The organism is Agromyces flavus, from assembly GCF_900104685.1.
Lineage (GTDB): Bacteria > Actinomycetota > Actinomycetes > Actinomycetales > Microbacteriaceae > Agromyces > Agromyces flavus.
Map to the genome: position 1 here is coordinate 2,806,765 of NZ_LT629755.1, position 25,225 is coordinate 2,831,989.

General features: G+C 71.1%; 23 protein-coding genes. 11 read left to right on the forward strand and 12 right to left on the reverse strand.

Annotated elements, in window-relative coordinates; translation table 11 throughout:
- Positions 1-73 precede the first annotated feature (73 nt).
- The 4 genes from BLT99_RS13270 to BLT99_RS13285 form a co-directional block, all read right to left on the reverse strand.
- Positions 74-1,339 carry an amidase domain-containing protein gene (locus BLT99_RS13270; RefSeq protein ID WP_133988391.1) on the reverse strand — a complete coding sequence of 422 codons (1,266 nt, stop codon included), beginning with the start codon at positions 1,337-1,339 and terminating at the stop codon, positions 74-76.
- Positions 1,340-1,500: 161 nt separating this feature from the next.
- The gene (locus BLT99_RS13275) at positions 1,501-2,775 is read right to left on the reverse strand and encodes an MFS transporter (RefSeq protein WP_092673352.1); all 1,275 of its coding nucleotides are present in this window, start codon (positions 2,773-2,775) and stop codon (positions 1,501-1,503) included.
- A 36-nt stretch (positions 2,776-2,811) separates the two neighbouring features.
- Entirely contained in the window at positions 2,812-3,603 is a 792-nt protein-coding gene (locus tag BLT99_RS13280) for a M15 family metallopeptidase (protein WP_231945686.1), read from the reverse strand.
- A 17-nt stretch (positions 3,604-3,620) separates the two neighbouring features.
- A complete protein-coding gene (locus BLT99_RS13285; protein WP_092673359.1) occupies positions 3,621-4,331 on the reverse strand; it encodes an amidase domain-containing protein in 711 nt (236 codons plus the stop codon).
- A gap of 279 nt (positions 4,332-4,610) precedes the next feature.
- On the opposite strand from BLT99_RS13285, the gene BLT99_RS13290 reads away from it, so the two are divergent.
- The 5 genes from BLT99_RS13290 to BLT99_RS13310 all read left to right on the forward strand — a co-directional run bounded on the left by BLT99_RS13290 (position 4,611) and on the right by BLT99_RS13310 (position 10,453).
- Complete coding sequence (locus BLT99_RS13290; protein WP_092676349.1) at positions 4,611-5,876, forward strand: ABC transporter substrate-binding protein; 1,266 nt, start codon at positions 4,611-4,613, stop codon at positions 5,874-5,876.
- A 98-nt stretch (positions 5,877-5,974) separates the two neighbouring features.
- The gene (locus BLT99_RS13295; protein ID WP_092673362.1) at positions 5,975-6,967 is read left to right on the forward strand and encodes a carbohydrate ABC transporter permease; all 993 of its coding nucleotides are present in this window, start codon (positions 5,975-5,977) and stop codon (positions 6,965-6,967) included.
- A gap of 2 nt (positions 6,968-6,969) precedes the next feature.
- Positions 6,970-7,911 (forward strand): carbohydrate ABC transporter permease, encoded by a 942-nt coding sequence (locus tag BLT99_RS13300; protein ID WP_092673365.1) that lies wholly within the window; start codon positions 6,970-6,972, stop codon positions 7,909-7,911.
- Positions 7,908-9,359 (forward strand): GH1 family beta-glucosidase, encoded by a 1,452-nt coding sequence (locus BLT99_RS13305; RefSeq protein WP_092673368.1) that lies wholly within the window; start codon positions 7,908-7,910, stop codon positions 9,357-9,359. Before BLT99_RS13300 ends, BLT99_RS13305 begins: the two co-directional genes overlap by 4 nt.
- A 68-nt stretch (positions 9,360-9,427) precedes the next feature.
- Positions 9,428-10,453 carry a LacI family DNA-binding transcriptional regulator gene (locus BLT99_RS13310; protein ID WP_092673371.1) on the forward strand — a complete coding sequence of 342 codons (1,026 nt, stop codon included), beginning with the start codon at positions 9,428-9,430 and terminating at the stop codon, positions 10,451-10,453.
- Positions 10,454-10,580: 127 nt separating this feature from the next.
- Here BLT99_RS13310 and BLT99_RS13315 read toward each other — a convergent pair whose 3' ends face one another.
- Complete coding sequence (locus tag BLT99_RS13315) at positions 10,581-11,453, reverse strand: DNA-methyltransferase (RefSeq protein ID WP_092673374.1); 873 nt, start codon at positions 11,451-11,453, stop codon at positions 10,581-10,583.
- A gap of 131 nt (positions 11,454-11,584) precedes the next feature.
- On the opposite strand from BLT99_RS13315, the gene BLT99_RS13320 reads away from it, so the two are divergent.
- A complete protein-coding gene (locus BLT99_RS13320; protein ID WP_092673376.1) occupies positions 11,585-12,088 on the forward strand; it encodes a flavodoxin family protein in 504 nt (167 codons plus the stop codon).
- A gap of 57 nt (positions 12,089-12,145) precedes the next feature.
- Here the strand turns inward: BLT99_RS13320 and BLT99_RS13325 are convergent, their stop codons facing one another.
- Together BLT99_RS13325 and BLT99_RS13330 are read right to left on the reverse strand one after the other, a co-directional pair.
- Positions 12,146-12,466 (reverse strand): hypothetical protein, encoded by a 321-nt coding sequence (locus BLT99_RS13325; protein WP_092673379.1) that lies wholly within the window; start codon positions 12,464-12,466, stop codon positions 12,146-12,148.
- 70 nt (positions 12,467-12,536) lie between these two features.
- Positions 12,537-13,586: a lipoyl protein ligase domain-containing protein gene (locus tag BLT99_RS13330; RefSeq protein ID WP_092673382.1), complete on the reverse strand. Its 1,050-nt coding sequence runs from the start codon at positions 13,584-13,586 to the stop codon at positions 12,537-12,539.
- A gap of 160 nt (positions 13,587-13,746) precedes the next feature.
- Here BLT99_RS13330 and BLT99_RS13335 point away from each other — a divergent pair, with 160 nt between their 5' ends.
- Positions 13,747-14,370 (forward strand): histidine phosphatase family protein, encoded by a 624-nt coding sequence (locus BLT99_RS13335; RefSeq protein ID WP_092673385.1) that lies wholly within the window; start codon positions 13,747-13,749, stop codon positions 14,368-14,370.
- Between the two features lie 28 nt (positions 14,371-14,398).
- On the opposite strand, the gene BLT99_RS13340 is transcribed toward BLT99_RS13335, so the two are convergent.
- Positions 14,399-15,247, reverse strand: a complete 849-nt coding sequence (locus BLT99_RS13340; RefSeq protein ID WP_092673388.1) for an alpha/beta fold hydrolase — start codon at positions 15,245-15,247, stop codon at positions 14,399-14,401.
- A gap of 116 nt (positions 15,248-15,363) precedes the next feature.
- On the opposite strand from BLT99_RS13340, the gene BLT99_RS13345 reads away from it, so the two are divergent.
- The 4 genes from BLT99_RS13345 (at position 15,364) to BLT99_RS13360 (ending at position 20,245) form a co-directional block, all read left to right on the forward strand.
- The gene (locus BLT99_RS13345; protein WP_092673391.1) at positions 15,364-15,825 is read left to right on the forward strand and encodes a MarR family winged helix-turn-helix transcriptional regulator; all 462 of its coding nucleotides are present in this window, start codon (positions 15,364-15,366) and stop codon (positions 15,823-15,825) included.
- Between the two features lie 5 nt (positions 15,826-15,830).
- On the forward strand, positions 15,831-17,252 hold the full coding sequence (locus tag BLT99_RS13350; RefSeq protein WP_092676352.1) for an MFS transporter: 1,422 nt from the start codon (positions 15,831-15,833) through the stop codon (positions 17,250-17,252).
- A 178-nt stretch (positions 17,253-17,430) separates the two neighbouring features.
- Entirely contained in the window at positions 17,431-19,071 is a 1,641-nt protein-coding gene (locus BLT99_RS18180) for a M20/M25/M40 family metallo-hydrolase (RefSeq protein WP_269456991.1), read from the forward strand.
- A 130-nt stretch (positions 19,072-19,201) separates the two neighbouring features.
- Positions 19,202-20,245: a hypothetical protein gene (locus tag BLT99_RS13360; protein ID WP_092673394.1), complete on the forward strand. Its 1,044-nt coding sequence runs from the start codon at positions 19,202-19,204 to the stop codon at positions 20,243-20,245.
- Here the strand turns inward: BLT99_RS13360 and BLT99_RS13365 are convergent.
- The 4 genes from BLT99_RS13365 to BLT99_RS13380 all read right to left on the reverse strand — a co-directional run bounded on the left by BLT99_RS13365 (position 20,242) and on the right by BLT99_RS13380 (position 25,194).
- On the reverse strand, positions 20,242-21,255 hold the full coding sequence (locus BLT99_RS13365; protein WP_092673397.1) for a LacI family DNA-binding transcriptional regulator: 1,014 nt from the start codon (positions 21,253-21,255) through the stop codon (positions 20,242-20,244). The genes BLT99_RS13360 and BLT99_RS13365 overlap by 4 nt on opposite strands.
- 86 nt (positions 21,256-21,341) lie before the next feature.
- Positions 21,342-23,426 carry an alpha-L-rhamnosidase-related protein gene (locus tag BLT99_RS13370; protein ID WP_092673400.1) on the reverse strand — a complete coding sequence of 695 codons (2,085 nt, stop codon included), beginning with the start codon at positions 23,424-23,426 and terminating at the stop codon, positions 21,342-21,344.
- Positions 23,427-23,428: 2 nt separating this feature from the next.
- The gene (locus BLT99_RS13375) at positions 23,429-24,259 is read right to left on the reverse strand and encodes a carbohydrate ABC transporter permease (RefSeq protein WP_092673404.1); all 831 of its coding nucleotides are present in this window, start codon (positions 24,257-24,259) and stop codon (positions 23,429-23,431) included.
- A complete protein-coding gene (locus tag BLT99_RS13380; protein WP_092673407.1) occupies positions 24,256-25,194 on the reverse strand; it encodes a carbohydrate ABC transporter permease in 939 nt (312 codons plus the stop codon). The genes BLT99_RS13375 and BLT99_RS13380 overlap by 4 nt, the downstream gene beginning before the upstream one ends.
- Between the last annotated feature and the right edge of the window lie 31 nt (positions 25,195-25,225).

Below are 25,225 nucleotides of genomic sequence, written 5' to 3' on the forward strand. Positions count from 1 at the left end.
CTCAGGCTACTGGGGAAGGTTGGGCGTTTCTCCCGGCTCGGTGACAGTTCGCTGGGAGTCGCTCGTCAGGGGATCAGCCGAGCGCGAAGTAGGACACCGAGCCGCCGCCGTTGGCGAGGGCCTGGTCGACGTCCCAGTAGTCGGCGTCCTTCGTGTGGCCGCCGACCCAGACCTTGGTGCCGTTGTCGGTGTGCTCGACCCGGGTCACGATCGCGGTGTGGTCGCGGTCTCCCGAGCCGTCCCAGTCGAACTGGGCGATGTCGCCGACCTTGACCTGGTCGCGCTGCGCGTCGGTGAGCGCGGTCGCGCGACCCGGCTGCGTGAGCAGGTAGTCGCGGAGCGCCGTCGAGCTCGACCATGCCGGCGACATCTGGCGGGTGCCGGCGTCGTAGTACCACGCGCCGTCCATCGCCCAGCCGCGCGCCACGAGCGACTGGCTCGCGAAGTTGGCGCAGTCGACGCCGCTCAGCACGGGGTACTGGGCCGAGTTGTACGACGACCAGTGGGCGAGCACGTATGCGAGCTGCGCGTCGATGCCGGGGTCGTTCGTGTAGGTGATCGTGAGCGGCTCGCTCGTCGCGGTCGGTGCGGCATCGGCGTTCTCGGCGTCCGCATCGGCGACCGGGCCGATGAGGTCGGCGGCCGCGGCGGCCGGACTGGACGGAGCGGCCGGCGTCTCGACGTCGATCGGCGTGCCGGCGGCATCCGTCAGCTCGATCTCGGCCTCGCCGCGGAAGGCGTCGTCGACCGCGGGCACCGCGAAGGTGATCGCGACGGGGGTCTCGGCGACGATCCGGGCGGGTGCGCCCGCGACGGTGACGGCCGCGACCTCGTCGAGGTTGCGTCCCTCGACCGTGACCTGGGTGCCGCCGGTGAACGGCGCCTCCTCCGCCGAGAGGCCGCCGGTCACGACCGGGCGGGCCGCGTCGACCTGCGACACGAGCTCATCGGATGCTGCTGCGGCACCCGACGCCGCGGCGTCGATGGCCGCCTCGCGGTCGGCGCCGGCCGCGAGGGCAGGTCCCTGGTCGACGCCCGTGACCGCGATCGTCGTGACGAGCGCTCCGCCGAGGAGGGCGGACGCGCCGCCGAGCAGGAGCGCGCGCCGCACGCCGCTCGAGGGACGCCGGTTCCAGATCCGGTCGGCCCGGTGGCGGGGATGACCGGGTGCCGGGGCCGGCACCGTCGCGAGGGCCTGACGACGCGCCGTGGGGTCGGCGGTGTCGGGGGCCGCATCGGGCCGGGCGAGGTCGAACGCCTGTGCGGACGCGGGGTCGGGTGCGCGGTAGGTCGAACGTCGGAAAGCGGGCAGGAAGGAGTTCTTGGTGTTCTCGGGCACGATGAAGGAGGGGGGATCCGTTGTCGGCATTCAGGGGGACACGAGAGTCCAGCACGCGTCCTTGTGAGGATCCCTCGTGTGGGCTGGGAGGAACGTGGGCGCGCTCTCACCGGACGCCGGGAGCCGCCGCGAGCCTCGGCGGCCGATCGGACGCCGGGTGGTCAGGCGACCGGCTGGCGCGCTCCACGCGCGACCGCGACGCCGGCGAGCAGCAGCGGCACGAGCACGAGCATCGCGACGACGTTCACGCCCGCGAACCCCGCGATGCCGAGCACGAGCCCCGAGAACGCGGCGGAGGTCGCGGCGGCGATGTTCATCGCGGCATCCGTCGCGCCCTGCAGGGGCACGCGCGTCGCCGCCGACACGGTCGTCGTGAGGAGCGTCGACCCGCCGATGAGCCCCGCCGACCACCCGAGCCCGAGCAGGCCGAGCGCCACCGGGATGAGCGTCATCGAATCGCCCGCCACGACGCCGAGGAGCGTGGCCACGAGCAGGATGCCGCCGCCCATCGCGATCACGCGCGTCGCCCCGATGCGGTCGACGAGCCAGCCCATCACGGGGCTCGCGCCGAACATGCCGAAGATGTGGATGCTGAGGACGACGCCGACCAGGGCGATCGGCAGGCCGTGGTCGGTCATGTGCACCGGCGTCATGACCATCACCCCGACCATGACCGTGTGCGAGCACACGATGGCGAGGATCGCCAGGCGACCGCGCCGGTCCGCGAAGGCCGACCGGAACGCGGACCATGCGGTGATCCGCGCATCGGACCCCGCCGCGCCGGCGTCGGACTCGAGATGCCCCGCGCGCGGGAGTCGGAGGGCGAACGTCGCGATGAGTCCGGCGATCCCGAACACGACGGCCGAGAGCACGAACGGACCCACGAAGGGCGGGAGGCCGGCCTCGCGACCGACCTCGTCGCCGGTGGACGACAGCAGCGGGCCCGCGACCGAGCCGATCGTGGTCGCCCACAGCACGAACGACATCGACCGAGCCTCGAAGCCCGGCGACGCGACCTCCGTGGCCGCGAACCGCGCCTGCAAGCCGGCCGCCGTGCCCACGCCGAACGCCGCGAGCCCGAGGAACACGAGCGGAACGAAGCCCGTCGTCGCCGCCGCCACGACGAGCACCGCGCCCAGGACGGAGCAGCCGTAACCCGTCGCGAGTGCGACGTGGCGGCCCGATCGCACGGCCAGTCCGGCGAGCGGCACGGCCGCGATCGCGGCGCCGAGCACGCTCGACGACTGCGACAGCCCGCCCATCGCCTCGACGCCCGTGAGGTCGGTCACGAGGATCGCCGCGAGCGTCATGCCCGTCGCGACGCCGACGCCCGCGAGGAGCTGGTTCAGGATGAGGAGGCCGAGCTGCAGTCCGTTCCGTCCGCGCGGCGCGGCGGCACGCGCCATCCGCTCATCGCCCATCTCGCCATCGCCCACCGCGGCAGCCTACGCCCGCGCAGGGCCCGCCGCACGCTACTGGTACGCAGGCGCGGCGGGCAGCCCGAAGAACTCCTCGAGCGTGGTCACGCCGGTCTTGCGCATCTCGGCGGCGAGCTCGACGCCGATGTAGCGGAAGTGCCACGGCTCGAACTGGTACCCGGTGACGGGCTGCTTGTCGGCCGGGTATCGGAGCAGGAATCCGAAGCGGTACGCGTTGTCGCGGAGCCACGCGCCCTCGGGCGTGTCGGCGAAGCAGACCTCGAGGGAGCAGGTGCCGGACTCGGCCCCGACATCGATCGAGAGTCCGGTCTGGTGCTCGCTGAAGCCCGGCCGCGCGGTGAGCTCGTCATCCCCGACGTAGATGTTCTGCTGCGCCGCGTACGAGCGGTAGGCGCTGTTCGAGGCGAGCGAGAGGCCCGCCTCGGACTTCGCGGCGGCGAACATCGCGACGACGGCGTCGGACGCCTCGCGGCGGAGCAGGGGATCCCACGTGTGCGCGACGGGAACCGCCACGAGGTCGGCCGGCTCGTAGTCCATCGGCTGGAGCGGGCGGAGCTTGTCGACCACGACCCAGATGCTGTTCGGGTCGTCGATCGATCGCGCCGCGCGGTCGAACGTCGGCACCGGGGTGGCCGTGGGCGTGGCGACCGGCGACGGACGATCCGGCGTGGGGCTCGGCGTGGCCGTGGGGCTCGCCGACGCGGATGCCCCGGGCTCGGCGGCGCCGCCCGTGACGAGTACGGCCGTCGCGACGCCGGCCGCGGCGAGCACCGCCACCGCGACGCCGCCCGCGATCCATCGGTTCCGCCGCACGCGTGCGGACACCGGCGCGCCCGGCGCCATCAGGCGGCCAGGCGCCAGTAGTACACCGACGCTCCGGGGTGCTCCTTCGTGATCGCGACGTCGACATCGCGATAGTCGCTGTCGAGCGTGTGCCCCGCGAAGAAGACCTTCACGCCGTCGGCCGACCGCTCGATACGCGTCACGACGCCGGTGTGGTCGCGGTCGCCCGAGTTGTCCCAGTCGAACTGCACCAGGTCGCCGAGCTGCACCTGATCGCGCTCCTCGTCGCCGAGCGGCGTCGCCAGGTCGGGCCGATCCTCGAGCCAGTCGCGCATCGCGGTCGAGCTGCGCCAGGATGCCGACGAGGAGTACGGGTCCCCGCCGTGGTACCACGCGGAGTCCTGCTCCCAGCCGCGCACCACCAGCGATTGGCTTGCGAAGTTCACGCAGTCGTTGCGCTCGAGCACGCCCCACTCCTCGTCGTTGTAGTCCGACCAGTATTCGAGCACATACTCGACCTGTGCGACGACTCGGGGGTCGGTCGCCACGTCGAGCTGCACGTCGTCCGAGGCGTCGGCGGACGGCACCTCCGTCGAGGGCTCGACCGGATCGTCGTCGGGGGTCGCCGGTGCCGTCTCGGCACCGCGCTGCTCATCGGGCGTGACGGTGCCGATCGACGCCTGCGGCGGCAGCGGGGGGATGCCGGCGCAGCCGGTCGCGCCGACCGCGATGGCAGCGGCGAGCCCGGCGAGGAGGAGAGGTCGTGGCACGGCGGAAACGCTAACCGTCGCTCCTCCGAGGACGCCGGGAGCCGCCCCTCCGTTTCATCCACGCCGGCCGAGCGAGTCGTGGGCCCCACCCGAATGCTCGGGCTGCTCGTCGGCCGCGAAATGATGGGGATTCCGAAATTGTGAGAGCGCTCTCTTGACATGAGCGCGGGCGAATCCCTAGCATCGGGTACCGCATCGTGAGAGCGCTCTCACCCTCCGTGGGGCGCGCTCGCGGAGCGCCCCGCAATCCCACCAATCCACGCACACAAGGGAGTGACCGTGAATCTCTCACGACGCACCAAGGCGTTCGCGGCCGTCGCCGGCGCCGCATCGATCGCCCTCATCGCCACCGGCTGCGCCGCGGCCGATGACGCCGCCTCCGACGGCGGGCCGGTCGAGCTGACCATCGCCACCTTCAACGACTTCGGTTACACCGACGAGCTCCTCCAGGAGTACATGGACGAGCACCCCGACGTCACCATCGTCCACAACCGCGCCGCCACCTCGAACGACGCGCGCGCCAACTACTTCCAGAAGCTCGGCAAGGAGGGCCTCGCCGACATCGAGGCCGTCGAGGTCGACTGGTTCACCGAGGCCATGCAGTACTCCGACCTGCTCGCCGAGGTGCCCGACAGCGCGAAGGGCCGCTGGCTCGACTGGAAGGAGGCCGCCGCCACCGACGCCGACGGCCGCCTCGTGGGCTTCGGCACCGACATCGGCCCCCAGGGCGTCTGCTACCGCTCCGACCTGTTCGCCGCAGCCGGCCTCCCGACCGACCGCGCCGAGGTCGCCGCCCTCCTCGACGGTGACTGGGACAACTTCTTCGACGTCGCCGACCAGTACAAGGCCGCGACGGGCAAGCCCTTCATCGACTCGGCGAACTCGGTGCTCCAGGGCATCGTGAACCAGCTCGAGACCGCCTACGAGGAACCCGACGGCACGATCGTCGCGACCGAGAACGCCGACATCGAGGACGCGTACAACACCGTCGTCGAGCGCGCCGTGCCGATCTCGGCGTACGCCGGCCAGTGGAGCGACGACTGGTTCGCGTCGATGGCCAACGGCGAGTTCGCCGCCATGCTGTGCCCCGGCTGGATGCACGGCGTCATCTCGGGCAACGCCCCCGACGTCACCGGATGGGACATCGCCGACGTCTTCCCCGGCGGCGGCGGCAACTGGGGCGGCTCGTACCTGACCGTCCCGGCGAACGGCGAGAACGTCGAGGCGGCCCTCGAGCTCGCCGACTGGCTGACCGCACCCGAGCAGCAGGTGAAGGCGTTCGCCAACGCCGGCACCTTCCCGAGCCAGTCCGACGCCTACGAGGACGAGGACCTCACGGGCTTCACCAACGAGTACTTCAACGGCGCGCCGTCCGGTGAGATCGGCATCTCGCGTGCAGAGGCCGTCACGGTCGCGACGTTCAAGGGCCCGAAGTTCTTCCAGTACCACGACGCCCTGCAGAACGCGGTCACGCGCGTCTTCGACGGCGTCGAGGACCAGAAGACCTCGTGGGACACGTGGGTGACCGAGGTCAGCGCGTTCTGACCTGAGTACTCGGTGCGGGTCGCGCCCCTCCCCTGCGCGACCCGCACCGCGGCCCCGGCCGCACCATCCACCACCGCCGCATCCCCGAGGGAGCCCCCGTGACCGCCACTGCGACCCGTGCCGACGAGGCCGCGCCGCGCGCCGCCCGGCCCAGCCGGCCCGACCGGCCGCCGCGCGTCATCTCGTTCCGCCACCGCGTCAGCCGGTGGGACCTCAAGGTCTCGCCGTACCTCTACATCTCGCCGTTCTTCATCGTGTTCGCGATCGTGGGGCTCTTCCCGATCGCCTTCACCGCCGTCATCTCGTTCATGGACTGGGACCTGGTCCGCAACTCCGGCCAGTTCATCGGCTTCGACCAATACGCCTGGATCCTCGGGCAGCCGCAGTTCTGGACGGCGCTGCGCAACACGTTCAGCATCTTCCTGCTCTCGAGCGTCCCCCAGCTCATCGCCGCGGTGTTCATCGCGGCCATGCTCGACCGCAACATCCGGGCCAAGACCTTCTGGCGGATGGGCGTGCTCGTGCCCTTCGTCATGGCGCCGGTCGCCGTCGCGCTGATCTTCAGCAACATGTTCGGCGACAACCACGGCCTCGTGAACAACGTGCTCACGAGCATCGGGCTCGGCCCGATCCCGTGGCACAAGGACCCGTTCTGGAGCCACATCGCGATCGCGACGATGGTGAACTTCCGCTGGACCGGCTACAACACGCTGATCCTGCTGGCCGCCATGCAGGCGATCCCCCGCGACTTCTACGAGGCGGCCCGGGTCGACGGCGCCGGTCCGTTCCGTCAGTTCTGGAGCATCACCCTGCCGTCGCTGAAGCCCACGCTCATCTTCGTGATCATCACGGCGACGATCGGCGGCCTGCAGATCTTCGACGAGCCGCGCATGTACGACCAGTTCGGTCGCGGCGGGGCGGCGCAGCAGTGGCTCACCATCACGCTCTACCTCTACGACATCGGCTGGGGGCAGTGGAACTTCGGCCGGGCGGCCGCGCTCGCCTGGATCCTGTTCCTGATCATCCTGCTCATCGGCCTCATCAACCTGCTCGTCACGAGACGTCTCGTGCGCGACGAAGGGCGGCGATAGCCATGACCGCACTCGGCACTCCCCCGGCGAGCTTCGCCGAAGAGCAGGCCCTCGAGCGGATGTCACGCGGCGGCGTCGCCCGCTTCGGCCGCGACCAGGGACAGCGGACGGTCCGCATCCGCGGCAATCGCGCGGGCCTCTGGACCTACCTCGGCCTCGCGGCCGTGCTCGTCGGCAGCCTCTTCCCGTTCTACTGGTCGCTGCTCATCGGGTCGGGCGACGCGTCGACCATCAACGATCCCGACATGTCGTGGATCCCGGGCGGGAACTTCCTCTCGAACGCCACGACGGTCGTGAACGACCCGGCCGTGAACTTCTGGCCGGCCCTGTGGAACTCGATCGTGAGCTCGGCGCTGATCGCGGCATCCGTCGTCGTCACCTCGACGCTCGCCGGCTGGGCCTTCGCGAAGCTGCGCTTCCCCGGATCCAAGCCGCTGCTGGTGTTCGTCGTCGCGACGATGGCCGTGCCCCTGCAGCTCGGCGTCGTGCCGCTGTACATCCTGTTCGCCGATCTCGGCTGGACCGGGACGATCGGGGCGATCATCGTGCCGATGCTGACGAGCGCGTTCGGCGTGTTCTGGATGACGCAGTACCTGCAGCAGGCCGTGCCCGACGAGCTCATCGAGGCTGCGCGCGTCGACGGCGCGTCGATGATCCGCACGTTCTGGACCGTCGGGGTGGTCGCGGCCCGGCCGGCCGCCGCCATGCTCGGCCTGTTCACCTTCGTCACGGCCTGGAACAACTTCTTCTGGCCGTTCATCGTGCTCGACCGCAGCGACCCCACGCTGCCCGTCGCCCTCTCGCTCCTGCAGTCCAACCACTTCGTCGACTACTCGATCGTGCTCGCGGGCGTGCTGCTGTCGACCATTCCCCTCCTCCTGCTGTTCGTCGTCGCCGGCAAGCAGCTCGTCTCAGGAATCATGCAAGGAGCCGTCAAGGGATGACCATCCTCGACCCCGAACCCACCGCCACCGCCGTCCGCCGCTTCCCCGACGGGTTCCTCCTCGGCGCCGCCGCGGCGGCGTACCAGATCGAGGGCGCCGCCCACGAGGGCGGTCGCACCGACTCGATCTGGGACGCCTTCAGCCGCGTGCCCGGCGCGGTCATCAACGCCGACAACGGGGATGTCGCGTGCGACCACTACCACCGCTACCGCGACGACGTGGCGCTCATGAAAGAGCTGGGCCTCAACGCCTATCGGTTCTCGACGTCGTGGGCGCGCGTGCGGCCCGACGGCGGGCCCGTGAACCCCGAGGGCGTCGACTTCTACTCGCGGCTCGTCGACGAACTGCTCGGCGCCGGCATCGTGCCCTGGCTCACGCTGTATCACTGGGACCTGCCGCAGGCGCTCGAGGAGCGGGGCGGTTGGGCGAACCGCGACACCGCCTACCGATTCCGCGACTACGCGCTGTCGCTGCACGATGCGCTCGGCGATCGCGTGGACATCTGGACCACGCTCAACGAGCCCTGGTGCTCGTCGTTCCTCTCGTACACGGGTGGTGCGCACGCCCCGGGCCGGCAGGATGTCGCCGCCGGCCTCGCCGCGGCGCACCACCTGATGCTCGGCCACGGGCTGGCGGTCCAGGCTCTGCGCGAGCGCGACCCGTCGCTCGAGCTGGGCATCACGCTGAACCTCACGAATGCGAAGCCGGTCGACCCGACGTCGCCCGGAGACCTCGACGCCGCCCGCCGCATCGACGGGCAGTTCAACCGCGTGTTCCTCGACCCGATCTTCCGCGGGCACTACGCGGGCGACCTGCTCGCGGATGTCGGGCACCTCGGCCTCCGCGACGTGATCCGCCCCGGCGATCTCGAGATCATCTCCACGCCCATCGACGCGCTCGGCGTGAACTACTACCACGGCGAGTTCGTCAGCTCGCTCCCGCCCGAGGAGCGGCACGGCGGCGAGGCGCCGACCGAGCGCCCGACGCGCTCGCCGTTCCCGGCCGCCGAGGGCGTCCACTTCCACGCACGCGGACTCCCGCAGACGGTCATGGGCTGGGAGGTCGAGCCCGACGGGCTGCGCGAGCTGCTCGGCCGCGTGCACCGCGAGTACACGGGTCCGGCCGGCGTGCGCCTGCTCGTCACCGAGAACGGCGCCGCCTACGACGACGAGGTGTCGCCCGACGGCGCGATCCACGACGTGGAGCGGACCGAGTTCCTGCTCTCGCACCTCGGCGCCATCCTCGACGCCATCGACGAGGGCACGCCCGTGCACGGCTACTTCTACTGGTCCATCCTCGACAACTTCGAGTGGGCGTGGGGGTACGACAAGCGGTTCGGGATCGTGCGGGTCGACTACGACACCCAGGAGCGCACGATCAAGGACAGCGGACTGGCGTACCAGCGCGTCATCCGCCACCGCGCCCTTCCCGCGGCATCCGCTCGCTGACCGCCGCTCTGTGACGTCGCGCGCCCCGGACCCCGCCTCCCATGCCCCTCGCAAATAGACTGACGAGCATGCAGGGGGCGAGCGGGACGGGGGCGCGGCCGTCCGCGCCGACCCTCGAGATGGTCGCCCGCGAGGCGAACGTGTCTCGAGCGACCGTGAGCCGCGTCGTCAACGGCTCGCCGAAGGTGTCGGCCGAGGTCGAGCGTGCGGTGAACGCGGCGATCGCGAAGCTCAACTACGTGCCCAACCGCGCGGCGCGCTCGCTCGCCAGCCGCACCTCGGGCGCGATCGCGCTCGTCGTGCCCGAGGACACCACGATGTTCTTCGGCGACCCGTACTTCGCGTCGATCGTCCAGGGCATCACGCGCCGGCTCGACACGAGCGAGTACCTGCTCAACCTGCTGCTCTCGACGAGCGACCCGACCCGCAAGACCGTGCGGTACCTGCGATCGGGCGTCGTCGACGGCGCGCTCGTCGTATCGCACCACGAGGGCGACCACTCGCTCGCCGACGCCGCGCGCGAGATGCCCATGGTCTTCGGCGGGCGGCCGCCGAACATCGCCGACGACGACATCTACGTCGACGTCGACAACGTCGAGGGCGGGATGACCGCGACCGAGCGCCTGCTCGCGATCGGCCGCCGCCGTGTCGGCACCATCACCGGCCCGCTCGACATGCCCGCCGCGGTCGACCGACTCGACGGCTTCCGCCGCGCGGTCGCGACCGCGGGACTGGCCGATGACGCGGTCGAGACGGCCGACTTCTCGGTCGCCGGTGCGGTCGCGGCGACCCGGCGCCTGCTCGACCGCGTTCCCGACCTCGACGGACTGTTCGTCGCGAGCGACCTCATGGCGACCGGCGCGCTGTCGGTCCTGCGCGAGCGCGGGCGCGAGGTGCCGTCCGACATCGCGGTCGTCGGCTACGACGACAGCCCCGCCGCGACGGCGTCGGCCATCCCGCTGACCACCGTGCACCAGCCGTCCGAGGACATGGGCTACATGATGGCCGACCTGCTGCTCCGCATCCTCGCAGGCGAGGACGTGCCGCACCGCAACATCATGCCCACGCGCCTCATCCGGCGCGCGTCGGCGTAGGTCGTCATGGTGCCCGTTTCAGGAGAACGGAGGCTGCTCAGGACGATCCCGCGCGACGGATCCTGAGCAGCCTCCGTTCTCCTGAAACGGGGTGTGGCGAGGGGCGCAGCGGATGACGCGGCCCGCGTCAGGGCTCGAAGCGCACGTCCGCGGCGTCCGCGAACCGGCGCCGCATGACCTCGATCGCCTCGGCATGCTCGTCGACGAGCACGAAGCGGCGCCCGAGCGCGCGCGCGACCGCGCCCGTCGTGCCCGACCCTGCGAACGCGTCGAGCACCCAGTCGCCCGGCCGGCTCGACGCCTGCACGATGCGCCGCAGCACGCCCTCGGGCTTCTGCGTCGGGTAGCCCGTCTTCTCGCGGCCCGTCGGCGACACGATCGTGTGCCACCAGACGTCGGTCGGCAGCTTGCCGCGCTCGGCCTTCTCGGGCGTCACGAGGCCGGGAGCCATGTACGGCTCGCGGTCGATGGCCTCGGAGTCGAACCAGTACGCGCCGGGGTCCTTCACGTACACGAGGATCGTGTCGTGCTTGGTCGGCCAGCGACGCTTGGACTTGCCGCCGTAGTCGTAGGCCCAGATCAGCTCGTTGAGGAAGCACTCGCGGCCGAACAGCGCGTCGAGCAGCACCTTGGCGTAGTGCGCCTCGCGGTAGTCGAGGTGCAGGTAGAGCGTGCCGTCATCGGCGAGCAGCCGCCACGCCTCGGCCAGCCGCGGCTCGAGGAAGGCCCAGTAGTCGTCGAAGCGGTCGTCGTAGCGCATGAGATCGCCGCGGATGCGCTCGTACCGCTTGCCCGCGAACCCGGTGATGGTTCCGGATGGTGCGGGGGCCGCGTCATCCGCCCCGCCCTGCCGCACGTGCTTCGTCGACCGACGCGCCTGACTGCGCCCCGTGTTGAACGGCGGGTCGAGGTAGACGAGCGTGAACCGGCCGTCGGGGAACGCGCTCAGCACGTCGAGGTTGTCGGCGTGGATGATGCGGTCGGGTTCGTCGGCGGCCACCGGTCAAGTCTGCCAGCGGATGTCGCGACCACCCGCCTGCGGGCGGCGGATCGGCCCAAGGTCCCGGTGGCCGCGGCATCCGTCGACCTAACCTGAACGGAACGGACCCGACGCACGGAAGGGACGGACTCATGCGCGCACTCGTGGTGTACGAGACGATCTGGGGCAACACGGGCGAGCTCGCGAACGCCATCGCCGACGGGTTGCGATCGGGTGCGGGCGTCGAGGGCGTCGACGTGGTCGAGGCGGTCGACGCGCCCGCGGCGGTCGACCCCGAGGTCGACCTCGTGGTGGTCGGCGGGCCGACGCACGCGTTCTCGATGTCGACGGGATCCACTCGGGACTCGGCCCGTCAGCAGGGCGCGACCCGCATCCCGGCGCGCGGCATCCGCGAGTGGCTCGAGCAGCTCGCCTCGCCGGCGTCGCCGATCGCCGTCGCGACGTTCGACACGCGCACGGTGCACCCGCGCCTGCCGGGCTCGGCCGCGAAGAAGGCGCTCAAGCAGCTGGTCGCGAAGGGGTTCCGGCCCGTCGACAAACCGCACACGTTCGGCGTGCACGGCTACTCGGGCCCGATCGCGGACGGCGAGCTGGACCAGGCGCGCCAGTGGGGCGCGACACTCGTCGACACGTAGGACACACTCCGTCGCGCGCAACGGCGCGCACGTCATCGGTCGCCGCGTTCGGCAGGTTCAGCGGTCGACGTCGAGGCGGATACGACCGCGGAAACGGTCGGGATCGTCGTCGTCAGCGTCGGCCGCCGCGAACGCGATGCCCTTGTCGCCGTCGCCGGGCACGGGCGCGGGTACGGGCAGGCGCGCTTGGCGGTCGACCTCGACCTGCGCCTCGTACTTGCGCGGGGCGAAGACCTCGTCGCCGATCATCATGACCGCTGCGCCCGACGGCTTGCCGCGCTTGGTCTTGTCGGACAGGTCGATCCACCCGAGGCGCACCGCGATCACGCCGAGCGCGATCACGCCGCCTCCGATGAGGAGGATCATCCACCAGTCCACCCCGCGATTCTAGACGGAGTGACGACCGCTCACATTCAGGGGTTCCACAGGCCGCTTCGGCGCCGCGCCCTCACGGCACGCGCTGCAGCCACTCCTCGGTCGCGAACTTCGAGGCGACGAGCGCCTCGGCCTCGGCGAGCTCGTCGGGGGTCACCGACCCGGGCGTCGCGCCGTACAGGTTCGTGAAGGTGTCCTTCAGCCGCTCGATGACCTCGGCGCGCGGCAGGCCCGTCTGCGAGCGCAGCGGGTCGACGCGCTTGGCCGCCGACGCGATGCCCTTGTCGCTGATCTTCTCGCGGCCGATGCGCAGCACCTCGAGCATCTTGGCGTTGTCGAGGTCGTAGGCCATGGTCACGTGGTGGAGCACGCCGCCCGAGCCGAGACGCTTCTGCGCCGCGCCGCCGATCTTGCCGGCGGGGCTCGCGATGTCGTTGAGCGGCTGGTAGGTCGCCTCGATGCCGAGCGAGCGCAGGCCCTGCAGCACCCAGTCGTCGAGGAACGCGTACGAGTCGGCGAAGCTCATGCCCTGCACGAGCTCGGCCGGCACGTACAGCGAGTACGTGACGACGTTGCCTTTCTCCATCATCATCGCGCCGCCGCCCGAGATGCGGCGCACGACGTCGAAGCCGTAGCGGGCCGCGCCATCCGGGTCGACCTCGTTCTTGACCGACTGGAACGAGCCGATCACGACCGCCGACTCCTCCCACTCCCAGAAGCGCAGCGTGGGCTTGCGGCGACCCTCGCCGACCCGCGTCGCGAGCACCTCGTCGAGCGCGAGGTGCAGGCGCGGAGGCACGGCGGGGTCGTGCACGATCTCCCACTCGTAATCGGCCCAGGTCGTGGCATCCGTCAACGCCCGGCGCACCGCGACCGCGACCGCCTCGGCCGAGAAGCCGAGCATGACGGCGTCGGCCCGAAGCCCCTTGGTGATCGCCGCGGCGATCTGCTTGGCGTCGGATGCCGCGGGCAGGCCCTCGATCGCGGCGTTGATGTCGTCGAGCGCCTCGTCGGGTTCGAGGAAGAAGTCGCCCGCGACGCGCGCGTTGCGGATCGCGCCGCCCTCGACGTCGAAGTCGACGACCACGAGCTTGCCCCCGGGGACCTTGTACTCACCGTGCATGGGCTCCAGCCTACGGATGCCGCGGCGGCCCCGGCGGCCGGGTCGGCCGCCGCTCGTCGGACAGGATCCGGCGGACGGCACGGGTCACGGCCGCCGGAATTCGTCCAACCTGCGGGCTGGGCGCTTACGATCGCAGAAGACGAGGAACCGGGGGTGCGCCATGACCACGCTGTTCCTGGCGCGGCACGGCGAGACCGTGTGGCACGCCGAGCACCGGTACGCGGGTTCCTCCGACGTCGAGCTCACCGACCACGGGCTGGTGCAGGCGGACGAGCTGGGCGAGTGGGCGGCCCGTGCGCGACTGTCGGCGATCGTCGCGTCACCGCTGCAGCGCGCACGGCTGACCGCGAAGCCGGCGGCGGATGCCTCGGGGCTCGACACGCGCATCGATCCGCGTCTCGTCGAGATCGACTTCGGGTCGGGCGAGGGGCTCACGCCCGGCGAGCTCGACGAGCGGATGCCGGCCGAGTGGAAGGCGTTCGAGCGCCATCCGGCCCGTCAGCCCATGCCGGCGGGCGAGTCGGGCGTCGAGGGCATCGCCCGCGCGCTGCCCGCGCTGCTCGAGCTCGTCGACGAGTTCCCGCACGGGCGCGTGCTCGTCGTCACGCATGCGACGCTCATGCGGCTCGTGCTCTGCGAGCTGCTCGGCCTCGACCCCGACCGCTACCGCGAGCTGTTCCCGGTCGTCGAGAACTGCGCGCTCACCGACCTGCGCTTGGAGGAGCTCGACGGGCGGCGACGCGCGCGCCTCCTGGGATTCAACGTGCCGCCTCGCGCGTACTGACGCGCGGCTCCGCGGACCGATCGGTGGCTCAGTCGACCGCGAAACGCTCGTCGAGCCAGCGAATGAGGTCGGCGCGGACCTCCTCGCGGTTGATCTCGTTGAAGACCTCGTGCCGCGCCTCGTCGTAGACGATGAGGGTGGCGTCGGCGAGATGGGCACGACGTCGGTAGTCCTTGAGGAGCGCCCGCGCACTCCGCTCGCCTGCCACAGGGTCGTCGGAGCCCACCAGGATGAGGAGCGGGAGCTCGCTCGGGATGCGCTTCGACGGCCGCGTGATGAGCGTGAACGACTGGGGCCACCCGAACAGCTGCTGCAGCGTGCGCTCGGTCGTGTACGGATCGGCCATGAAGTCGCGCGCGACCTGCGGGTCGCGGCTGAGCCACTCGACGGGCGTGCCATCCGGTCTCGCGAATCGCTTGTTGAGATCGCCGATGTTCGTGTACCCGAGCTGCAGCCACGCCGTTCCGCTCAGCACGACCCCGTCGTACCGGTCGGGGTGGCGGTTGACCACGTGCTGGGTCATGAACGAGCCCCAGGAATGACCGAGGATCACGAGCGGGACGTCGTCGCCCTCGGTCTCGCGGATGACCTCGCCGAACCGCGCGACACCCGCGATGGCGGCGCGCATCCCGCCGGGCCCCGGCCGGCCCATCCGATCGCGGCCGCCGCCGTGCTGCGCGAATCCCGTGCGGCCGTGCCCGCGGTGGTCGTCGGCCCAGACCGAGTACCCCGCCGCGTTCAGTGCGCCGATCAGCTCGGCGTACCGCCCGGAGTGCTCCCCGATGCCGTGCGCGAGCTGGATCACGGCGACCGGATCGGGCACGCGCCAGTTCTCGTAGTGGATCTCCACGCCCCAGGCGTCGGTGAACGTCGGCATGCGCTCATCCTGTCATCGACCGGGGCGGCCGGCGGCCGGCGGATGCCGCGGGTCCGCCGCGTGCACGGTGGGTCCGCGAGGAATCATTAGCCACACTAATTTGTTATGCTAAATACATGACCGCAACCGTCGCCCCTGCTCCCGCGCGCCCCAAGCGCGCAACGCTCGCCGAGCAGAGCACCGAGTTGCGCCTCTCGGTCATGCGCCTCGCCCGCCGCATGCGGCAGGAGCGCGCCGACACCGAGCTCAGCGCGACCCAGTACGCCGCCCTGGCGTGGACGGCCAGCGAGGGCCCGCTCACTCCGGGCCGGCTCGCCGAGCTCGAGCGGGTCACGCCGCCCTCGATGAACCGCACCGTGAACTGCCTCGTCGAATCGGGCCTCCTCGTGCGCGAGGGCTCCCCCGACGACGGGCGCAAGATCCTGCTGCACGCCACCGAGGCCGGTCACGAGATCGTGCGCGAGACCCGCCGCCGTCGCGACGCCTGGCTCGCGAAGCGCCTGGCCGCCCTCACCCCCGACGAACGCAACACCATCGCCGCCGCAACCGACATCCTCAGGAGGCTCACCGACCAGTGAAGTCCATGTTCCGCTCCCTCGCGTCGGTCGACTACCGCATCTGGTTCGTCGGCGCGCTCATTTCCAACATCGGCGCCTGGATGCAGGCCACCGCCCAGAGCTGGGTCGTGCTCACCGAGCTGACCGACAACGACGCACTCGCCGTCGGCATCACGATGGCGCTGCAGTTCGCGCCCCAGCTGCTGCTCGTGCCCGTGACCGGGCTCATCGCCGACCGCTTCGAGCGCCGCAAGATCCTCATGGTGACCCAGAGCGCCCTCATGGTGCTCGGCTTCGCGCTCGGCGCGCTGCTCATCCTCGGCCACGCCGAGCTCTGGCACCTCTACGTCTTCGCCGGCCTGCTCGGCATCGTGAACGCGATCGACACGCCCGCGCGCCAGACGTTCGTCGCCGACCTCGTCTCGTCGTCCAACATGTCGAACGCGGTCGCCCTCAACTCGGCGTCCTTCAACGCAGCGCGCATGATCGGCCCGGCCGCCGCTGGCCTGCTCATCGTGCTCGTCGGCACCGGCTGGGTCTTCGTTATCAACGCCGTCACGTTCATCGCGGTGCTCGTCGCGCTCGCCAAGCTGAGCGGTGCCAAGGTGCGACGGATGCCGCGGGCCCCCCAGGAGCGCGGCGCCTTCGTCGCCGGCTTCCGCTACGTGGCGGGCCGACCCGACCTCGCCGTCGTGTTCGTCATGGTGTTCCTCATCGGCGCGTTCGGCATGAACTTCCCGATCTTCTCGTCGACCATGGCAGTCGAGTTCGGGCGCGGCGCCGGCGAGTACGGGCTGCTCTCGTCGATCCTCGCGATCGGCTCGCTGACGGGCGCGCTGCTCGCCGCCAAGCGCGAGCGCGCCCGCATCCGCGTGATCATCGCCGCCGTCGCGTTCTTCGGCGTGGCCGCGACGGTCGCCGCCGTCATGCCGACGTACTGGCTGTTCGCCGCGTCGACCGTGTTCATCGGCTTCACGATCGTCACGATGCTGACGACCGCGAACGGGTACGTGCAGACCACGACCGACCCGCTGCTGCGCGGTCGCGTCATGGCGATCTACATGGCGATCCTCTCGGGCGGCACGCCGATCGGCGCGCCCATCGTGGGTGCCGTGGCCAACGCCTGGGGTCCTCGCTGGGCGCTCGGCGTCGCGGCCGCCGCGGCGGCGGTCGCCGCACTCATCGGCCTCGGCTGGCTCATCGTCGCCCGCGGCCTGCGCGTCGTGCGCCATCCGGCAGCGGGCTGGATGCCCCGACTCGCGCTCGACTACGCCGAGGCGCCGACCGCGGCCATCGCGGTGCCCCTCACGCGTCCGGTCGACGTGGTGAAGCGGCAGCCCGCCCCGCACGCGGGCGCCGCCGAGCGCCCGCCGGTGGCACCCGAACGCCCGGCCGCATCGACGCGTCCGACGCCGTCTCCCACCGCCCCCGCGGCATCCGGCACCTGACGCCGCGCGCGGTCTCGGTCGGGCCATGCCATGGCCGCGCTCGCGATGACACCCCTTGACCGATCGCCCCATCTGTGGAAAGAGTGGTCGAGTCCGGTGAACCGCCCCAGGCTCGCCGGCACCCCCCTTCCGGACGATCGACGCCCGGTCCACCACTGCAGAGTCGCAGGGAGAAACCGTGAAGAACATCACCAGAGCAGGCGTGGGAGTCGTGGCCGTCGCGGCCGTCGTCACCATGGCTGCGACCACCGCGAACGCCGCCGTACCGACGGATACGAGCGCGCTGCGCGAGGCCGTCACATCCGACGCGATCATGGACCACCTCGCTGAGCTCCAGGAGATCGCCGATGACAACGACGGCACGCGGGCCAGCGGCACCGAGGGATATGCCGACTCCATCGACTACATCAAGGAACTGCTCACCGACGCGGGCTACGTGGTGAGCGAGCAGAAGTTCCTATTCAACTCCTTCCGCGAGCTGTCGGAGCCCGTGTTCGACGTCGTCGTGCCAGACCTGCCGGCGTACGTCCCGGGCGAGGACTTCTTCACCGCCGAATACTCGGGCAGCGGCGACGTGACTGCCCCGCTCGAGGCCGTCGACCTCGTGCTGCCGCCCGGTGCGACGGCCAGCACGTCCAACAGCGGCTGCGAGCCCGAGGACTTCGCGGACTTCACCGCGGGCAACATCGCGCTCGTCCAGCGCGGCACGTGCGACTTCTCGGTCAAGGCCGCGAACGCCTATGACGCCGGAGCCGTCGGTGTCATCATCTTCAACGAGGGCCAGGAAGGCCGCCAGGAGACGCTGAACGCGACGCTCGGCGACCAGTTCAGCGACGAGATCCCGGTCGTGGGCACGTCGTTCGCGATCGGTGACGAGCTGGCCGCGCTGCTCGAGGAGGGCGAGGTCGTCGTCCACCTCAAGACCGACACGCTCATCGAGCTCGACGTGCCGACGTCGAACCTCATCGCCGAGACGCCGACCGGTCGCGACGACCGCGTCGTGATGGCCGGTGCGCACCTCGACTCCGTGCCCGACGGGCCCGGCATCGAGGACAACGGCACGGGTTCGGCCGCGCTGCTCGAGATCGCGCTGCAGATGGCCGACCTCGGCATCGAACCGCGCAACACCGTGCGATTCGCGTGGTGGGGCGCCGAGGAGGCCGGACTCGTCGGGTCGCAGTACTACGTCGACCAGCTGAGCAAGCGGGAGCAGAAGAACATCCAGCTCTACCTCAACTTCGACATGATCGGCTCGCCGAACTACGCCCGCTTCATCTACGACGGCAGCGGTGACGCGTTCGGCATCAAGGGCCCGACCGGCAGCGGAAACATCGAGGGCGTCTTCGAGTCGTACTTCGACTCGCAGGGCCTCGCGTCGGAGCCGACCGCCTTCGACGGGCGCTCGGACTACGACGCGTTCATCAGCGCGGGCATCCCGGCGGGCGGCCTGTTCACCGGAGCCGAGGACAACAAGACTCCTGAGCAGGTGGCGCTCTACGGCGGCCTCGCGACCTTCGATGGCCAGCCGGTGTCGTACGACCCGTGCTATCACCAGCCCTGCGACAGCATGGACCCGATCGACGACGGCGCTGACGCCGACCTGTACGAGGCGATCAACGACGCGTATGACGGTGCGCTCGAGTACGACAACGTGATCACGAACGTGAACACGCTCGCACTCGAGGAGATGTCGGATGCCGCGGCGCACGCCATCCTCACCTTCGCGATGTCGACGGGGTCGGTGAGCGGCACGGCGAAGGCCTCGCCGAACGCGACCCTGCACGCGGGAGAGCACCTGGGCTCCCACTTCCGTCGCTGACGCAACCTGACGATCGGCCCCTCGCACCTCTCGGTGCGGGGGGCCGATCCGCGCGTCCGGGCCTCGACGTCGGGGCGCGGCGATACGGTACCCGTACGCCCTGCCGTGCTGCCGACCGAGACGAGACGCCGTGGAACCATCCGAGACCGACCCCGCCGCCGCGCCGACCGAGCCGCCCGCCGACTCCGTCGTCACCAACGGCCCGGCCCGCGCCGACGACACCGCGCTCGACGAGTGGCGGGCGGACGACGAGTCCGCGACACTGCCCCGCATCCCGCGGTGGGTGTGCCTGCTCGTCGGCATCGCCGCGGCCGCGATCGGCCTGCTGCCCTGGCTCATCACGGGCATGCGGTTGCCGCTGCAGAACCTGTGGGCGACCGAGACGCTGCCCGACGACATGCCCGTGGCCCTGCTGCCGTTCAGCCAGTACGCGCTGACCCTCATCGTCGCGGTGCTCGTCACGGGGGCCGCGATCGCCGGCATCGCGATCAGGGCAATGGGCCGTCGCCGACCGCGGTTCGGGGTCGTCCTCGCGCTCGTCGGACTGCTCGTCGTGCAGGTCACCGCGGTCGTGCAGACCTCCGTCGTCGTGAACCAGGGGCTCGAGCAACGCTGGGAGTCCGACCTGTACCTCGCCGCGTTGGTCGGCGTCTCCGCGCTCTCGACGCTCGTCGGCGTGCTCGTGATGCTGCTCATCGCCGCCGCGCCGCGCGCCGGTGCGGTCATCGGCCTGAGCATCGCGGCGGTGGCCTCGATGTCGTGGTTCACGGGGCTCATCGTCCCGTTCGGCAGCGTTCAGGCGACCGAGCTGTCGCCGCTGCTGGACCTCGTCCGCTGGATCCCGCCGATCCTCGTCGGCGCCGCCATCGCGTGGGGCGGCGTGAACACGGTCGGGCGGGTGATCGCGGCCCTGATCGGCCTGATCCTGCTGTGGGTGGCGCCCGCGCTCATCACCGCCGTCAGCATGGCCGCGGGCAGTCGGGTGCTTGCGAAGGACCCGCCGGAGATGATCGACTACGCCGTCGACGTGTTCGGCATGGCGCTGACCCAGCCGAGCGTGGTCATCCCGCCACTGGTCGTCGCCGTCGTCGTCGCGGTCATCGGGCTGGTTCTGCGCGCCATCCTGCGACGATCGCGGGCCCGGACGCGCGCCAGCACCGCCGACACCGTCTAGCGCCGCGCCGCGGTCGACTCCCGCACGACCAGCTCGGGCTGGAACTGCACCTGGTCGGGAACGAAATCGTCACCCTGCCGGGCCTCGCGCAGCAGCAGGTCGACCGCCGTGTGACCGATGAGCCATGCCGGCTGCCGAATCGAGGAGAGCGGCACCACCGCGGCCTGCGCGAAGTCGATGTCGTCGTAACCGACGAGGGCGACATCCTCGGGCACCTTCACGGACCCGAGCATCACCAGCGCCTGCAGCACGCCCATCGCGAGCAGGTCGTTGGCCGCGAAGACCGCGTCGGGGCGATCGCCCGGGGCCCGATCGCGGATCCGCTCGCCCGCGGCCCGGCCCTCGAGCACGGTGGTGCCCTCGGTCTCGATGACCTCGAGTGTCACGCCCGGCGTCTCGGCGGCGGCACGGCGCGCGCCCTCGAGCCGGTCGGCCACCTGGCGGATGCTCGTCGGCCCCCCGATGAAGGCGATGCGGCGGCGTCCGGACTCCACGAGGTGCCGCACGGCGAGCGCGCCCCCGACCACGTCGTCGACGGCGACCGACGAGAAGCTGCGGTCCTCGGCTTCGCGGTCCACGAGCACGACGGGCACGCCGCGCGCGCGGAGGCGTGCCAGCCGCGGAAGGTCGTCGGCCATGGGCGAGATGAGCACGCCGTGCACGCGCTGCTCCTCGAAGAGGTCGAGGTAGGCGCGCTCGCGGTCGGCGTTCTCGTCGCTGTTGCCGAGCAGGATCGTCATGCCGTCCTCGGCGGCGCGATCCTCGGCGCCGCGCGCGACGTCGGTGAAGAAGGGGTTGCGCACGTCGAGCACGACGAGGCCGATCGATCGGCTGCGGCCCGCCCGAAGCTGCCGCGCGGCGTCGTTGCGCACGAAGCCGAGCTCGTCGATCGCGGCGAGCACCCGCGCGACGGTGTCGGGCGAGACCTTCTCTGGCCGGTTCAGCACGTTCGACACCGTGCCGACCGAGACGGATGCCGCGGCTGCGACGTCGCGCACGCTCACCGCCATGACCGTCCTCCTGTCGTCGCCGCGCTCCCCCGGCTCCTCCAATGATCGCAGCCGAGCGCCGCTCGAAGCGGAGCCGCCCCGCCGGATCAGCCGATCGGCCATTCCACGACCGTCGGACCATGGTCGACGCGATCGCCGCGGACGAGCGCGGTCCCGGCGGGCACGTCGACCGAGACGCGGTCCGCGTCGACCCGGACGACGAGGTCGCCCACCGGAAGCGGAATCACCGCGCTCGCCCAGTCGAGCCCGCCGAGGCGCGGGGCGACCTCGAAGCGCGACCAGCCGTCGGCGAGCGGCCGTACTCCGAGCACGGCCTCGGGCAGGATCGCGGCCGGCCCCGCCGACCACGCGTGGCAGAGGCTTCGCCCGTACGGGCGCCCGTACATCTCGAACGGCGATCCGTCGGTCGCCGCCTCCTCCCAGAACGTGCCCGGCCCCGCGTCGAGCATGTCGCCCCAGACGTCCCGCACCTCGTCGAGCGCGACATTCGACCAGCCGGCGGCCAGGAGCGCGCGGAGCCGGAAGGCCGTCATGAACGGGGTCCCCGCCGTGCCCTCCCGGATCGATGCGACGACGCCGGCCGGTACGTCGACGGGGTGCAGTCCCGCGAGCACCGCGAGGAAGTTCGCATACGGCGCGCGCGAGGCGGACTCGTCGGCGTCGAGGTAATCGGCCCAGCGTCCGGCGTCGGCGAGCCATCCGCGCGCCCGCACGGTCGACTCGAGGGCGTCGGCGAGCTCACCCCATCGCACCGCGCCGGGGTGACCGACTCGCGCGAGCACCCGCTGGGCGCTGCGCAACGCCCAGGCCCAGAGCATCTGCAGGGCGACCGGGTCGCGCCCGTGCTCGAGCGCCAGGCCCCAGTCGAGGAACACCGACCCCGGCCCGGAGTCGACGAATCCGCCGGGCTGCGCCTCGGGTCGGAACACGCCGTCGGCATCGGCGTGCCTGGCGAGCTCGCCGACGAAGGCGTCGATCCGAGCGGCCTCCCGTCGGGCGTGGGCGACGTCGCCGAAGTACCGCACGTAGAGGTCGGTGTTCACGACGTGCCACAGCGAATAGTCGGCGATGCCGTTGACGTAGCCGTGCTCGGGCCGCCCGAGCGCGACGAGCCCGTCGGCGATCACCTGCCCGTCGCCCAGCGCGAACGCGTTCGCGAGCGTGCTGAGCGCCTGGTCGCCGGCCCACGGCATGCGGTCGCGCTTGATGCCGTCGATCATGAGGCCCTGGTCGCACAGGCGCAGCGTGTACTGGGCGGCCGCCCAGATGCGGGTCAGCCGCTCGTCGGAACAGGCGAACGCGCCCGTGCGGCCGAGCGGCGCGACCTCGGCGCGCACCGGGATCACGGGCGGCGCGTCATCCGCCGACACGGCCAGGTACCTGAAGCCGAGCGGATGTCGCGTGGTCCAGCCGCCCACCGGCGCGGCCACGATCTCGTGGCGGGTCTCGCGTTCCGACTCGTCGGCGAGCGCCTCCGCGATGCTCTCGCCGCTGCCCACGACGGGCGCGCGCTCGATATCGAGAAGCGGTCGTCCGAGCACCGGAGCGCCGACGTCGTATCGTCCGTCGGCGCCGCGGACCGCCGCGACCGCGACCATGCCCGGCGGGTCGAGGTGCGGGGCGCGCACGCCTCCGTGCCGGACAGCGACCCGCTCGAACGGGCCCTGGTCGACGCTCGCGGTCCACTCTCCGAGCGGAGCGTCCGCCGGCACGCCGATCGCGGGTGCCCCGCCCGGTTCCGCGACCACGTCGAATTCCACGACCGACCCGGCCGCGGGGAGCACGACCTCGATGCGGTCGCCCACCTGGCGCATCGACTCGGATCCGGTCGGCCCCGCGACATCCGGCCCCGCACCTTCGAGCACGAGCACCGCGACATCCGCCCGCCCCTCGACCAGCACGCGCGCCGGGCCGGCCGCCGTCGCGACCGCCCGGAACCGCACGCGCGAAGCCGGACGGCCGTGGTTGCGCGGGTAGTGCACGTTCCGGTTCGCCGCGAAGCCGTCGTCGACGAGCCGCACCAGCAGCGCCAGCGGGTACTGTTCGGGCCCGTACATCCAGTCGTGCGTCGAAGCCCGCGGTACGACGTCGGCGTCGTCGAACGGCTGCGGCGAGCGCGCCCGCACCCACCGCCGCAGCTCCTCGGCGGAGTGCGGCGGCCCCTCCGCCACGGTCAGCCCTTCACGGCACCGGACGTCATGCCGGCGACGATCTGGCGCTGGAAGATGATGTACATGATCAGCGGCGGGATGGTGATCAGCAGGATGTCGGCGAAGAGCAGGTTGAACGAGCTCACGGCCTGCGCCCGGTAGTTGAACGTCGTGAGCTGCACCGTCGCGTTGTCCTCGCCCGGGAGGAAGTACAGGGCGAAGGCGAAGTCGTTGAAGACGGTCACGGACTGCACGACGATCACCGTGACGATGACCGACTTGAGCAGCGGGAAGATCACACGGAAGAACAGCTTGATCGAGCCCGCGCCGTCGATGATCGCCGCCTCGTCGAGCTCGCGGGGGATCGTCGCGACGAAGGCGCGGAACAGCAGGATGCAGAACGACAGGCCGAAGGCGACGTGCACGGCGATGAGGCCGACCAGGGTCTTGAAGAGCCCCAGCCCCTGCAGCACCCAGATCGTCGGCACGACGGCCGGCGGGATGATGAGTCCCGCCAGGACGAGGCCGTTGACGACCGGGTTCCATCGCGACCGGCGACGCTGCACGACGTAGCCGACCATGGCGCCGAGCACGACCATGATCGAGACGGCGCCCACCGTGAGGATCGCGCTGTTGAGGAACGCGCGCACCAGGAGGAAGTCGCGGTTCTCGATCACAGCGATGAGGTTGTCCCAGAGGACCCATTCGGTGGGCCACGTGAACTCGAGGAACGACGCCTCAGCCTGGGTCTTGCCGGCGGTGAACACGATGAACGCGAACGGCACGATGAACACGACGATCGCGACGAGGATGGCGGCACTGCCCGCTCCCCAGCGCCAGGCGACGCTTCTCACTGCTCCGCCTCCTTCCGGTTGAGCCACCACGAGAGCGGGTAGATGATCGCGGCCACGACGACGAAGAGCACGACGTTGCCGGCGGTCGAGAGGCCGAAGAACCCGGCCTGGTACTGCTTGTAGACCACGGAGGCGAGCACGTCGCTCGTGAAGCCGGGGCCGCCGCCGGTCATCGTCCAGATGAGGTCGAACGAGCGGAGCCCGCCGATCAGCGAGAGCAGCACGACGGTGACGGTCGCGGGGCGGAGCAGGGGCAGCGTGATGTGCCGGAAGGTGTTCCACGAGCCGGCGCCGTCGACCTTCGCCGCCTCGAAGTACTCGGCGGGGATGGCCACCATGCCGGCGATGTAGATGAGGGTCGCGAGTCCGACGCCCTTCCAGACGTCGACGAGGGCCACCGAGATCAGTGCGAGCGACGGGTCGGTGAGCCATCCGGGTCCCGTGATGCCCACTGCGGCCAGCGCCTCGTTGATCGGGCCGCCGAACGGGTCGAGGAGCACCTGGAACAGGATGCCGACCCCGATCGTGCTCACGAGCACCGGGAAGAACACCGTGGCGCGGAGGAACCCGCGGCCGATGATCTGCGAGCTGAGGAAGACCCCGAGCAGCAGGCCGAGCACGACCTTGAGCCCGGAGGTGAGGAAGGCGTAGATGAAGGTGTTGACGAAGCCCGTGACGAGCTGCGGCTCCTGGAAGAACCGTACGAAGTTGTCGAAGCCGATGAACTCGACGTCGAACAGGGTCCACCGCGTGAGCGAGAAGTAGAACGAGGCGATGGTCGGGACCAGGAAGAGGACGACGTAGAACACGCCGGCGGGGATGAAGAACCACGTCGGGTACGGGCTCCTCATGGGCTTGCGCTTGCGCGGCTCACGCGGCGTCTTCGCCGCGGAGTCCGCGGTCGCGGGGCGGCCTGGGGCCGTCGCGGTGGTCATGGTGGTTCTCCCGGATGAGGCCGCGGGGCGG